The sequence below is a fragment of the Streptomyces sp. NPDC107538 genome (genome assembly GCF_055657445.1).
Genome location: NZ_JBVKAY010000007.1, coordinates 433,545 through 446,108, shown reverse-complemented (window position 1 = coordinate 446,108; position 12,564 = coordinate 433,545). Strand labels below are relative to the sequence as shown.

At 71.3% G+C, this 12,564-nt stretch carries 7 protein-coding genes; 5 read left to right on the top strand and 2 right to left on the bottom strand.

The features are described 5' to 3' along the window. Positions 1–157: 157 nt before the first annotated feature. On the top strand, positions 158–2,113 hold the full coding sequence (locus ACZ7MG_RS26590; protein WP_471381096.1) for an APC family permease: 1,956 nt from the start codon (positions 158–160) through the stop codon (positions 2,111–2,113). A gap of 20 nt (positions 2,114–2,133) precedes the next feature. Here ACZ7MG_RS26590 and ACZ7MG_RS26585 read toward each other — a convergent pair whose 3' ends face one another. Then, positions 2,134–5,496 (bottom strand): alpha-L-rhamnosidase-related protein, encoded by a 3,363-nt coding sequence (locus ACZ7MG_RS26585; protein ID WP_471381093.1) that lies wholly within the window; start codon positions 5,494–5,496, stop codon positions 2,134–2,136. A gap of 217 nt (positions 5,497–5,713) precedes the next feature. Between ACZ7MG_RS26585 and ACZ7MG_RS26580 the strand changes: the two genes are divergently transcribed. Then, entirely contained in the window at positions 5,714–6,772 is a 1,059-nt protein-coding gene (locus ACZ7MG_RS26580) for a LacI family DNA-binding transcriptional regulator (RefSeq protein WP_471381090.1), read from the top strand. Between the two features lie 325 nt (positions 6,773–7,097). Here ACZ7MG_RS26580 and ACZ7MG_RS26575 read toward each other — a convergent pair whose 3' ends face one another. Next, a complete protein-coding gene (locus ACZ7MG_RS26575; RefSeq protein ID WP_471381088.1) occupies positions 7,098–7,790 on the bottom strand; it encodes a TetR/AcrR family transcriptional regulator in 693 nt (230 codons plus the stop codon). Positions 7,791–7,938: 148 nt separating this feature from the next. Between ACZ7MG_RS26575 and ACZ7MG_RS26570 the strand changes: the two genes are divergently transcribed. The 3 genes from ACZ7MG_RS26570 (at position 7,939) to ACZ7MG_RS26560 (ending at position 12,465) form a co-directional block, all read left to right on the top strand. Then, the gene (locus ACZ7MG_RS26570) at positions 7,939–9,429 is read left to right on the top strand and encodes an APC family permease (RefSeq protein ID WP_471381086.1); all 1,491 of its coding nucleotides are present in this window, start codon (positions 7,939–7,941) and stop codon (positions 9,427–9,429) included. A 47-nt stretch (positions 9,430–9,476) separates the two neighbouring features. After that, positions 9,477–11,198, top strand: coding sequence for an amidohydrolase (locus ACZ7MG_RS26565; protein WP_471381083.1), 1,722 nt, complete (start codon positions 9,477–9,479; stop codon positions 11,196–11,198). A gap of 151 nt (positions 11,199–11,349) precedes the next feature. Next, on the top strand, positions 11,350–12,465 hold the full coding sequence (locus tag ACZ7MG_RS26560; RefSeq protein ID WP_471381081.1) for a LacI family DNA-binding transcriptional regulator: 1,116 nt from the start codon (positions 11,350–11,352) through the stop codon (positions 12,463–12,465). The last annotated feature ends 99 nt before the right edge of the window (positions 12,466–12,564 follow it).

Genomic DNA, 12,564 nt, shown 5'->3' with positions numbered 1-12,564 from the left:
GGACCCAGACCTCCGCGCGCCCGGCGGAAGACCTTAACGCGGTCTTGACGCCTCCCGGCCCCGTTTGCCATGGCCCGGGCGTCACTCCTTGCCTACGCTGATGCGGCGGTCCCCCGTTGGCCGGAACTGTTCGTAGCACCGCACGTATGGAGCGTTCATGGCCACCACGCAGGACACGCGCGGCACCCGTCTGCGGGCGTGGATGCTGGAGGGCCTGTCCGACATGGGCAAGGGCGGCGGCCACGCCGGACCGCACGCCGAGCCGGAGCCGGCGCACCAGGGTCAGCCCTGGTGGCGGGTGATGTGCCTGACCGGCGTGGACTACTTCTCCACCCTCGGCTACCAGCCCGGCATCGCCGCCCTCGCGGCCGGTCTCCTCTCCCCCGTCGCGACCATCGTGCTGGTCGTCGTCACCCTCGCGGGAGCGCTCCCCGTCTACCGTCGCGTGGCCGAAGAGAGCCCCCGGGGCGAAGGCTCGATCGCGATGCTGGAACGCCTGCTGACGTTCTGGAAGGGCAAGCTCTTCGTCCTCACCCTGCTGGGCTTCGCGGCGACCGACTTCCTGATCACGATCACCCTCTCGGCGGCGGACGCCTCCACCCACCTCATCGAGAACCCGCATCTGACCGACGCCCTGCACGACAAACAGCTCCTGATCACCCTCATCCTCATCGCCCTGCTCGGCGCGGTCTTCCTCAAGGGCTTCCTGGAGGCGATCGGCGTCGCGGTGGCGCTGGTGGCGGTCTACCTGGCGCTGAACGTGGTGGTCGTGATCACCGGGCTGTGGCACGTCGTCACCGAGGGCCATGTCGTCACCGACTGGTCGACCGCGCTGACCGCCGAGCACGGCAACGTCTTCGTCATGATCGGCGTGGCCCTGATCGTCTTCCCCAAGCTCGCGCTCGGCCTCTCCGGCTTCGAGACCGGCGTGGCCGTCATGCCGCATGTGAAGGGCGACCCCGGCGACACGGAGGCGAACCCCAAGGGCCGTATCCGCGACACGAAGAAGCTGCTCACCGCCGCCGCCGTGATCATGAGCGTGTTCCTGATCTGCACCAGCTTCATCACCACCCTCCTCATCCCGGAGAAGGAGTTCGAACCGGGCGGCGACGCCAACGGCCGGGCCCTCGCCTATCTCGCCCACGACTACCTGGGCAACACCTTCGGCACGGTCTACGACGTCTCCACGATCGCCATCCTGTGGTTCGCGGGCGCCTCCGCCATGGCCGGTCTGCTCAACCTCATGCCCCGCTATCTCCCCCGGTACGGCATGGCCCCGCACTGGGCCCGCGCGGTCCGCCCCATGGTCATTGTCTTCACCCTGGTCGGCTTCCTCGTCACCTGGATCTTCGACGCGGACGTGGACGCCCAGGGCGGCGCCTACGCCACCGGCGTCCTCGTCCTCATCTCCTCGGCGGCGATCGCGGTGACCATCGCCGCCCGCAAGGCCGGCCAGCGGGGCTGGACCATCGCCTTCGGCGTGATCTCGGTGGTCTTCCTCTACACCACCGTCCTGAACGTCGTCGAACGCCCCGACGGTGTGAAGATCGGCGCCTGCTTCATCGCCGGCATCATCCTCGTCTCCCTCCTCTCCCGCCTGGCCCGCGCCTTCGAACTGCGGGTGACGAGCGTGCGGTTGGACACCATGGCGGAACGCTTCGTACGGGACATCGCCCACCGCAAGATCCGCTTCATCGCCAACGAACCCGACAACCGCGACCTCGCCGAGTACCGCGACAAGATCGAGCAGATCCGCCACGACAACGACGTCCCGAGCGCCGAGGACTTCGTCTTCGTGGAGGTGACGGTGACGGACCCCTCGGAGTTCGAGGCGGGCCTGACCGTCCGGGGCGAGGTGATGCACGGCCGCTACCGCGTCCTGACGCTGGAGTCCTCCTCGATCCCCAACGCCCTGGCCGCCCTCCTCCTCCATGTCCGCGACTCCACCGGCGCCCTGCCGCACATCTACTTCGAGTGGACCGAGGGCGGCCCCTTCGCCAACTTCCTCCGCTTCTTCCTCTTCGGCCAGGGCGAGGTCGCCCCCGTCACCCGGGAGGTCCTGCGCGAGGCGGAACGCGACCGGTCCCGCCGCCCCCGCGTCCACGTGGGCTGACCGGCCGCACCGCGACACCGTCAGCCGACGCGGATCTCCGCGAGTTGGAGCCGGTACTTCGCCGTCTCGTCCGAGGCGGGCCGGCCGAGCCTGGTGACCCTCAGGCGCAGATAACGGCCGCTCGCGGAGGCGAGAGTGTAGGTCTGGGCGGCCCCGTTCGGATTGGGTTCACCGGTGATGGTGCGGGCGGTGGTGTACGTGGTGCCGCCGTCGGTACGGGTCTGGAACGTGAAGTCGACCGGGAAGCCCGCCGTGCCGCCGCCGGAGGCGCTCGTGTCGGTGCGGGGGTGGAGGGTGACGGTGCCGATGGGCCGGTCGGCGCCGAGGTCGATCTCCACCCAGACGGGGTTCGCGCTCACGTCGGCGGACGGGAAGTCGATGCTGGTGAACCCCTTGGCCCCGGCCACGCTGGTGAGGGTGCCGTCCAGCAGTCGGGTCTTGCCCCAGTCACCGTTCTCCAGTGTGCAGTTGCCGGTGACGGTGGTCGCCGCGGTGGGGACGGTCAACTCGGCCAGCTGAAGGCGGTACTTGGTGGTCTCGTCGGAGGCCGGGGCGCCGAGGCGGGTGGCCCGCAGCCGGACGTACCGGGCGGTGGCCGTCCGGAAGCCGTACGTCTGGACCCGGCCGTCGGGGTCGGTCTGCCCGGTGACCGTGCGGACGGTGGTGTACGCGCTCCCTCCGTCGGGACGGGTCTGGATCGTGAAGTCGACCGGGAAGCCCGCGGTGCCGCCGCCGGCGGCCCGGGTGTCGGTGCGCGGGAAGAGGCGTACGGCGTCGAGGTCGGTGTCGGTGCCGAGGTCGACCTCCACCCAGACGGGGTTCGCGCTCACGTCGGTGGAGGAGAAGTCGTTGCTGGTGTAACCCCGCGCGCCGCTCACACCGGTCAGCGTGCCGTCGGTGAGCCGGTTCCTGCCCCACTCGCCGTTCTCCAGGCTGTTGTTGCTGGTGACCGGACGGGCGAGCGCGAGGTTGTCGAGCCGGCCGGCGCCGGTGACCGTGAACGTCCACGCACCCGGCCGGAGCAGGAAGTAGACGTATGAGGCGTCCTTGCCGTCGTAGGTCAGTCCGCTGACGTTCCCGGTGGACGAGCCGCCGGTGAAGACGGTGGTGGTGCCCGCCTTGACGACGGGCGAGGAGCCGCCGTAGGTCGGGACGCCCACGCGTGCGGTCGTGCCGCCCGGCGAGGTGAGGGTCAGTGTCACCTTGGTTCCGTCGCGGGTGATGCCGAAGCGGATGTCTCCCTCGACGGTCGACGTCACGGTGTTGATCTTCGTGAGGGTGCCGGTCTGCGGGATGACCTCGTAGGTCTCCCAGCCGGGCTTGGTGGGGCGGACACCGGCGGCGTAGGCGGACAGGGCGTACAGGGGGCCGCCGTTCCAGGCGTGGTTGTCGGTGCCTTCCGACTTGTCCCACAGCTCCCACAGGGTGTGGCAGGCGGGGTCGGCGACCTGGGCGGCGAAGCGGTTGCGCATCCGCTCCTCGGCGACCGTGGCCGCGCCCATCAGATACAGCGCCTCCAGGACGTAGAACTCCATGTAGGGGCTGGCGTTGAGGTGGGTGCGCAGGACTTCGGTGATGGCCTTGTGCCGTGAGGCGGGGGCGAGGCCGGCGACGACGGCGAGGCCGTTGGCGCGGTCGTCGGTGTCGCGGGTGTAGCCGGGCGAGCGGTACTCGTTCTTCGAGGAGTTCCACAGGACGCGGTCGAAGTTGGCCTTGATGCTGTCCCGGCGGGATCTGAAGCCGGCCACGTCACCGCCGTTGCCGCTGAGGTCGGCGAGTCTGGCGGCGGTGTCCAGGGCGAGGTAGTACCAGCAGTTGTCCAGGACCCGGGCGTCGATGTTCGAGCCCCAGTCCTCCCAGTCCCAGTCCCCGGCGCGGTGGTTGACCAGGCCGTCACCGTCCAGAGTCCACAGGTCCAGGTACTTTTTCACGGCCGGGTAGACGGCGGTGACGGCGTCGGCGTTGCCGGTGTAGAGGTAGTAGGTCCAGAACGACCACACCGAGGCGAGCATCTGCACGGGCAGTTCGCTGGTCCAGATCGTCGTGGGGACCGGCGAGTACAGCGCCCCGCCCGGCTTCTGCCAGGCCGCGAGCTGGGCGATGGCCTTCGCGCCGAGGGCGTGGGAGCGGGTGTCGAAGGTGTAGAAGCCCTCCTTGAGCTGGTTGACCACATCACCCCACCACTGGGCGCGCTCACGCGTGGGGCAGTCCATGTAGTTGTCGCGCATGTTGACGTACATCGTGCGGGCGGCCTTGGTCCACAGCGTGTCCAGGAAGGCGTCACTGCTGCTGAACGACCCGGCGAAGTCCGTGTCGTAGCCGCTCTCGCGGTACTTCAGCTCCACGATTGTCACGTTGGAAGGGATCGTGTACCGCACCGCCGTACCGCTCATCCACGCCAGCGACTCGAACTCCTGCACACCGCCGGCGCAGACGTAGGTGGCGCGCATGTTGTACTGCGTCCCGGGCTCGATCCCGACGAGACCCGCACCGTCGTCGTAGTGGTCGGTCTGGATGCCGATCACCGCCCCGGCCGGCGCGTCCACCTTCAGAAACGGGGTCACCTGAAGGTTGGACGGCAGGGTCGCCGAGATCGCGGTGGAACCCTGCCCCGTGGACGGCAGCGAGCTCGCGTTGGCGTAGGGCTGCAGAGCGGAGTGGCGGAACTGCGGGATCGGCCGCTCGACGAGGCCGTTCCAGGGCGCGGCGCCCGCGGCACCGAAGTCGGTCGGCGCCGTCCAGGAACTGTCGTCGAACCCGGGCGACCGCCAGCCCGACATCACGGCGGCGGCACGGGCGTCGTAATACACATTGGACTCGGGCAGCCGGAAGTTGACCTGCGTCCCACTGGTGTTGTTCGAGTAGCCCGGGTGGACGGTGTGCTTCCAGCCGGTGTCACTGACCAGCCGGATCGTCGTCGAACCGGCCTCGATGTCCGACTGAAACAGCAGCCCGCCCCTGCCGCTGCTGTTGTGCGAGAACCCCTGCTTGCCGAAGTACCAGACCAGCAGCGCCACCGTGTTGCTGCCGCTTCGGAGGTACGGGGCGAGGTCGATCTCGTCGTAGTACGTGTCCGTACGGTTGGGGCCGCGCTTGAGCCCGCCCTCGAAGACCACCAGCGTGCCGTTCACCCACAGCCAGTACTTCGAGTCCGCCGCGATCTGCGTCACCGCCCTCGACGGCGCCGACGCCAAGGTGAACGATCTACGGAAAGCCACCCACTGGTTCGCCGAACTGGAGGGCGCCCAGATCCACTTCGCGGTCCAGGACACGGCTGCGGAGGCCGTGGCCGCGAGCCCGGGCAGCAGCACGGAGCCCAGTGTGGGGGCGAGGGCGACGGCTGTGGCCGAGCTCAGGATGGACCGGCGCGAGATGTCGGACATGGCGGCTCTCCTATGCGGGATGAAACGTTTCAATCAGCGACGCGGTGCTACCGGGGCCCGGGGGCGGGCAACGGGGTGCTGGATTTTTGTGCAACGTGCCACAAAGGGACGCCCAAGATTGAGGCGAAGGGGGCTGAGACGTCAAGGCATCCGCGAGTAACGTTCCCGAAAAGCCGGAAGCGGTGGAGCGGTGCGGAGAGACGGAGGTGGGGCCCCGGTGTCGGCGGCGGGCGGTTCGAAGCGGGTGACGATCGGCGATGTCGCGCGCAGCGCGGGCGTGTCGACCTCGGCGGTGTCGAAGGTTTTCAACGACGCGTACGGGGTGAGCCCGGCGATGCGTGAGCGGGTACGGACGGCCATGGCCGAGCTGGGCTACCGCCCGCACGCCGCCGCCCGCGGGATGCGGGGCCGCACCTACACGCTCGGCGTCCTTCTCGCGAGCATCCGCAACGCGTTCTACGCCGACCTCCTGGACGGCGTGAACACCGCCCTGCGGGGCACCGAGTACGCGCTGTTCCTCGGCTCCAGCGGCTCCGCGGACTCCGTCGACTCCACCGAGAAGGAGGAGCAGACCCGGCTGATCCACGCCATGGTGGACCGTCGGATGGACGGTCTGCTCCTGATCGCGCCGGCCGTCCCCCGCACCGAGGTGATCCGTCTCGCCGCCGACGTGCCGACGGTCGTGATCGGCCACCACGACCCGTCCCCGGCCTACGACTGCGTGGTCAACCAGGACGGCGTCGGCGTCGACCTCGTCGTCGACCATCTCACCGCCCTCGGACACCGCGACATCGCCCATCTGTCGCATCCGACGGTGCGCGGTACGCGCTGGGAGCAGCGGCCGGAGCACCACGTCCGGGCCGCCTATCAGGCGGCGATGGCCCGGCACGGTCTGGCGGACCTGGCCCGGATCGTGCACTCCGGGTACTCGGACGAGGGCGGCTACCAGGGGGCCATGGAACTGCTGACCTCCGCGCGCCCGCCGACCGCGATCTTCGCGGGCGCCGACGTCGCCGCGACCGGTGTCTTCCGCGCCGCCGCCGAACTGGGCCTGCGCATCCCCGACGACCTCTCGCTCGCCGGCTACAACAACACCTCCGTGGCCGCCCTGGCACCCGTCAGCCTGACCAGTGTCGACCAGGCCGGGGCCATGATGGGCGAGACCGCGGCCCGGCTGCTGCTGGAGCGGATCGAGAAACGACGCGACCGCGCCGTCGTCATGGCCTCGACCCCCCGCCTGGTGCCCCGCGGCAGCACCGCGCCGCCCCGCGTCTGATCGGCCCGCGGACGCGCTGCCGGGGACTCAGGCGTGGAACGTTCCACGGCGGGGCCGTCCGCCCACTCCGCCCGCTGACGCCCTCGCTCACGTCGTCCGCCCGGCACGCCCGCCACGCACGGCGCCGCTGTGAACGAGGCGGGCGACTCGACTCGACGGAGCGCACCGGGCGCGGCCCGGGGCTCGCCCCGCCGGGACTTGGCTCAACGGCTCACCTCGCCGGGGGGCATGACCCGGCAGCTCACCTCGCCGAGGCATGACCCGGCAGCTCACCTCGCCGGGGCACGACCCGGCGGCTCAACTCCCCGGGGCACGACCCGGCAGCTCACCTCCCCGGGGCGCGCGCGGCCAGGGCCTCCAGCAGCAGGTCGACGGCCTGCTCGAAGGAGCTGTTGCCCATGGTCCGCAGCTCTCGGCGGACGGCGGTCAGAGCGGGGTACGACGCCGGGTCGAGCCCCTGGTAGACCTCGCCCCACGCCCGCTCGTCGGCCTCGCGCTGCCCGCGCGGGAGTGCCTGGAACGCCGCCTCCATGGCCGCGTGACTGAGCACGGTGTCGATGAAGGTCAGATAGAGGCGGGTCGCGTCGGCCGGTCCGAAGCCCGCGGCCAGCAGCAGTGCGATGCCGGTGTCGACGGCCCGGATCTCGTGGGGCCGCCGGGTCACCCGGTACGAGGCGATGGCCGCCGCACGGGGGTGGGCGAGGTATCCGGCGCGGACCCGCAGCGCCATCTCGCGCAGCGCGGCCACCCAGTCGTCGCCGGGGACGAAGCCGGCCATGGCGTCGCCGATGATGCGGTCGGCGATGGCGAGCACCAGATCGTCGGTGCCGTGGAAGTAGCGGTAGAGGGCGCTGGGGTCGCAGCCCAGGGCCGTACCGAGCCGGCGCACGCTCAGCGCCTCCGGGCCGTGCTCGCCGATCAGCCGCAGCGCGGTCTCCACGATCAGCTCCTCCGACAGCACCACGCCCGAGCGGGTGGGGCGGCGCCGTCTGCGCTCCTGCGGGACTCGGGTGGTCATGGCCGGGCTCCTGTCGGTGGGGACCGCGTACCGGCAGTGAAGGGCCCCGCACCTCTTATGTCAACAGCATTGACGCAAGAGGAACGCCAGGTGTTCCATCAGGGACCCGCGCGGCTTAACCTCGTCCCCTCCCCACGAGGAGCCCTCCATGCCATCGTCATCGTCATCCACCTCACTGCGCCGCTCCCTCGGCGTGGTCGACGGTGTCGCCATCGCCGCCTCCAGCACGGCCGCCACCACCAGCATCGCCATCGGCATGGGCACCATCGCGACCATCGTGGGTCTGCAGGGCCCGGCGCTCCTGCTCCTCGCCTTCCTGCCCGTGCTCGGCATCGCCACCGCCTACGCCCGTCTCAACCGCTCGGAGCCCAACTGCGGCAACGGCTACACCTGGGTCGGCAAGACCCTCGGCCCCTGGCCCGGCTTCCTGACCGGCTGGGTCACCCTCGTCGGCTCGGTCATCTTCTGCGCCTACACCAGCGCCGTCATGGGCTCGGTCGTCCTGGTCTTCGCCAACAAGGCCGGTCTGACCAGCCTCGCGGGCATCGCGCTCGATCCGGGGTCCACGGGCGTCAGTACGGCCGTAGGGCTGGTGCTGCTGCTCGGCCTCACCGCCCTCGCCGTCACCGGCACCCGCGCCACCACCCGCTTCCAGTTCGCGCTGCTGGTCTTCGAGTACGCCGTACTGATCGGGTTCTGCGGCTGGGCTCTGATCACCGGCGGGCAGTCCTTCTCCCTCTCCTGGTTCAACCCCTTCGAGATCGCCGACGGCACCACGTTCGCCCAGGGCATGGTCCTCGCGGTGTTCTTCTTCTGGGGCTGGGACGCGGCGTTCAGCGTCACCGAGGAGACCAGAAAGCCGGATGACGCGGCCCGCGGCGGCCTGATCGCGCTCTTCGCCATGCTGGGCCTTTTCCTCTTCGCCTCGGTCGCCTTCCAGCGCGAGATGAGCCTCGCCGAGCTGATCGAGAACGGTCCGCAGGCCCTGCCGTACCTGGGGCAGAAGCTGGCCGCCGAGCCCTGGGCCACGCTGCCGCTGGTCGCCCTGATGTTCTCCGCCGCGGCCTCCGTGCAGTCCACGCTGATCCCCACCGCACGCGGACTGCTCGCCATGGGCCGGGACCGCACCATGGGCCCGCTGTGGACCCGGGTGCACCCGCGCTACGGCACCCCCGCCGCCGGAACGGTGGTGGTGCTGTCCATCGCCGCCGCGATCGCCGTGCTGGCCGTGGCCATGCCCCGGCTGAGTGACATGCTGCTGGCCGCCGTCAACGCCATCGGTCTGCTCGTCGCCCTCTACTACGGGCTCACCGCGCTCGCGTGCGCCGTCCGCTTCCGGTCCGCCCTGCGCGAGGGACTCCGGGAGGCGGTGCTCGCGGTGGGGGTGCCCGCCGTGTCCGGGCTGGTGCTGCTGGGCCTCGGCGGCTACCTCGGCTACTCGTACCTCACGATGAGCGACCACTTCGAACTGAGCCCCGACAACGGGTGGTTCATGTTCTTCCTGCCCGCCGCCATCGTCCTGGCGGGTCTGGTGATGGCCGCGGTCGCCAAGTACGTCCGCCGGTCGCCGTACTTCGCCACCGGGCACGGCACCGACGCCGAGGCCATCGCCCTCCCGATGGACCGTACGGCCGTCTGAGCCCAGCAGTCCACTCCCTTCCCTCTCCCCCCATGGAGTCCTTCGCCATGCCGCAGCCCCAGGTCACGGGCCCCGCCGATCTCGTCCTCACCGGCGGGCCCGTCCACACCGTCGATCCCGCCCGGAGCCGTGCCACGGCCGTGGCCGTGCGCGGCGGGCGGATCGTCGCCGTCGGCCACGACGAGGTGCACGCGCTCGTCGGACCCGGCACCGAGGTCGTCGACCTCGCCGGGAAGCTGCTGCTGCCCGGCTTCCAGGACGCCCATGTGCACCCGCAGGGCGCGGGCCTGGAACTGGGCCTGTGCCATCTCGCCGACACGACCGACCCCGCCGAGTACCTGCGGCGGATCCGGGCGTACGCCGACGCCCACCCGGAGGCCGAGTGGGTCACCGGCGGCGGCTGGTCCCTGGAGGCGTTCCCCGGCGGCGCCCCCACGGCCGCCGCGCTCGACGCGATCGTGCCCGACCGGCCCGTCTTCCTGCCCAACCGCGACCACCACGGCGCCTGGGTCAACTCCCGCGCCCTGGAACGGGCCGGCATCGACGCCCGCACCCCCGACCCCGCCGACGGCCGGATCGAACGCGACGCCGACGGCAACCCCACCGGCATGCTCCAGGAAGGCGCCGTCCACCTCGTCGGCCGACTGGTGCCCGACCCCACCCCCGAGGAACAACTGACCGCCCTGCTGCGCGCCCAGGCCGTGCTGCACTCCCACGGGGTCACCGCCTGGCAGGACGCCATCGTGGGCGCGTACGCCAATATGACCGACCCGGCGCCCTCGTACCGCACGGCCCAGGACCGGGGCCTGCTCACCGCCCGTGTCGTCGGCGCCCTGTGGTGGGACCGCGAGCGCGGTGCCGAGCAGATCCCCGAACTCGTCGCGCGGCGCGAGGAGTTGAGCCGGGGCCGGTTCCGGGCCGGCACGGTGAAGATCATGCAGGACGGCATCGCCGAGAACCACACGGCCGCCATGCTCGACCCGTACCTCACCGGCTGCGGCTGCACCTCGGCCGGCCACGGCAACAACAGCGGCACCGGCACCGGCACCGGCACCGGCACCGGCACCGGCACCGGCATCAGCTTCGTCGAACCGGGTGAGTTGAAGAAGTACGTCACCGAACTCGACGCGCTCGGCTTCCAGGTGCACTTCCACGCCCTCGGGGACCGCGCCGTGCGCGAGGCGCTCGACGCCGTCGAGGCCGCCCGTACCGCGAACGGGCACCGGGACACCCGCCACCACCTCGCGCACCTCCAGGTCGTCCACCCGGACGACGTACGACGGTTCCGGCCGCTCGGTGCCACCGCCAACCTGCAGATGCTGTGGGCCGCGCACGAACCGCAGATGGACGAGCTGACCCTGCCGTTCCTGGGCCCCGAACGCGGCGCCCGGCAGTACCCGTTCGGCGATCTGCTGCGGTCCGGGGCGACGCTCGCGGCGGGCAGCGACTGGCCGGTCAGCAGCCCCGACCCGCTCCAGGCCCTCCATGTCGCCGTCAACCGCCGCTCCCCCGGCGCCCCCGAGGGCACCCCCGAGTTCCTGCCCGAGCAGCGCCTCGACCTGGGCACCGCCCTCGCCGCGTACACGGCGGGCAGTGCTCACGTGAACCACCTCGACCACCTCACCGGCAGCATCACCGTCGGCAGGGCGGCCGACCTGGTCGTCCTCGACCGCGACCCGTTCACCGGTCCGCCGGAGGAGATCGCGGCCACCCGCGTCCTGCAGACCTTCGTGGACGGGGAACGCGTCCACGCGGCTCCCGACGCGTAGCCGACGGCCGACGGCCGACGGATGCGTACCGAACTCTTGACGGCGGTCGTGTGACTGCGTAGACATGACTACGCAGACATGACAGCGCAGTCAGAGAGGTGATGTCTGGCATCATCGGTTCGGTTCGTTCGGTCATCGGGAGGCAGGCGTCATGACGCGAGGTACGGGACGGGGCGGCAGCCCCGCGGCACCGAGCAGCACGGATGTGGCGCGGCTGGCCGGGGTCTCACAGAAGACCGTGTCCAGGGTCTTCAACGACGAGCCGTATGTCTCCGCCGAGGTGCGCGGACGGGTCCTGGACGCCGCGGAGCGGCTCGGTTACCGGCGTAACAACGCCGCGCGGGCACTGGCCTCGGGGCGGACCCGCTCCATCGGGGTGGTGACGCTGGGGACGGCGCTGTACGGCCCGGCCTCGCTGCTCATGGGGGTCGAACGGGCGGTCCGGGACACCGGGTACGCGCTCCGCGTGGTGAACACGGTGGAGGGTGATCCGGCGGGGATCGCGGGGGCCGTGGACTCACTCCTCGACCAGGGTGTGGACGGCATCGTCGTCTCCGAACCGATCGACGAGGTCGACGGGACGGGGGAGGCCGCGGCCGGGGAGGCCGGGGACTCCGTTCCCCGGGTCGCCGTGCCGGTCCTGGTGATCGGCGCCCCGCCGTTCGTCACCGCGCCCGCGGTGCTGAACGCGGGTGACGGCGCCGACCTGATGGCGCGGACCGCCACCGAACACCTGCTGGGGCTGGGCCACACGACGGTCCATCACCTGGCCGGTCCGCAGCGGTGGTACGCCGCCCGGGACCGTCTGGAGGGCTGGCGGGCGACGCTCACGGCCCACGGGAGGGAGGTGCCCGAGGTCGTCCGGGGCGACTGGTCGGCCGCGTCCGGGTACGCGGCCGGACGCGCACTCGCCGAGGACGGCGCGGTGACCGCCGTGTTCGCCGCCAACGACGACATGGCGATCGGGCTGATCCGCGCACTGACGGAGGCCGGACGCCGGGTGCCGGAGGACGTCAGTGTCGTCGGCTTCGACGACATCCCGGTCGCCGCCTATGTGACTCCTCCCCTGACCACGGTGCGGCAGCCGTTCGACGCCGTGGCGCAGGAAGGGCTGAGGCGTCTCGTGCACACCATCGAGAACCCCGGCGCGGACCCGTTGACGCCGAGCGACCCACCGGTCGACCTCGTCGTCCGCGCCTCGACCGCGCCTCCGCCGAGCCGTCCGGCTCCGTCACGTGCGAACGGAGGCACCGCCACCCAGCGCTGACCACCGCCACCTCGCCCGCACCACAGCCCGCACGGCCGGCGTGACGCCCTGAACGAGCCGCGACACCCGTCACGCCCCGCCACTTCGGCGCGCCCCCGC

Bases quoted from the DNA above. Each gene is read 5' to 3' on its own strand.
- ACZ7MG_RS26590 (WP_471381096.1), top strand. From the start codon at position 158: ATGGCCACCACGCAGGACACGCGCGGCACCCGTCTGCGGGCGTGGATG.
- ACZ7MG_RS26585 (WP_471381093.1), bottom strand. From the start codon at position 5,496: ATGTCCGACATCTCGCGCCGGTCCATCCTGAGCTCGGCCACAGCCGTC.
- ACZ7MG_RS26575 (WP_471381088.1), bottom strand. From the start codon at position 7,790: ATGACCACCCGAGTCCCGCAGGAGCGCAGACGGCGCCGCCCCACCCGC.
- ACZ7MG_RS26570 (WP_471381086.1), top strand. From the start codon at position 7,939: ATGCCATCGTCATCGTCATCCACCTCACTGCGCCGCTCCCTCGGCGTG.
- ACZ7MG_RS26565 (WP_471381083.1), top strand. From the start codon at position 9,477: ATGCCGCAGCCCCAGGTCACGGGCCCCGCCGATCTCGTCCTCACCGGC.
- ACZ7MG_RS26560 (WP_471381081.1), top strand. From the start codon at position 11,350: ATGACGCGAGGTACGGGACGGGGCGGCAGCCCCGCGGCACCGAGCAGC.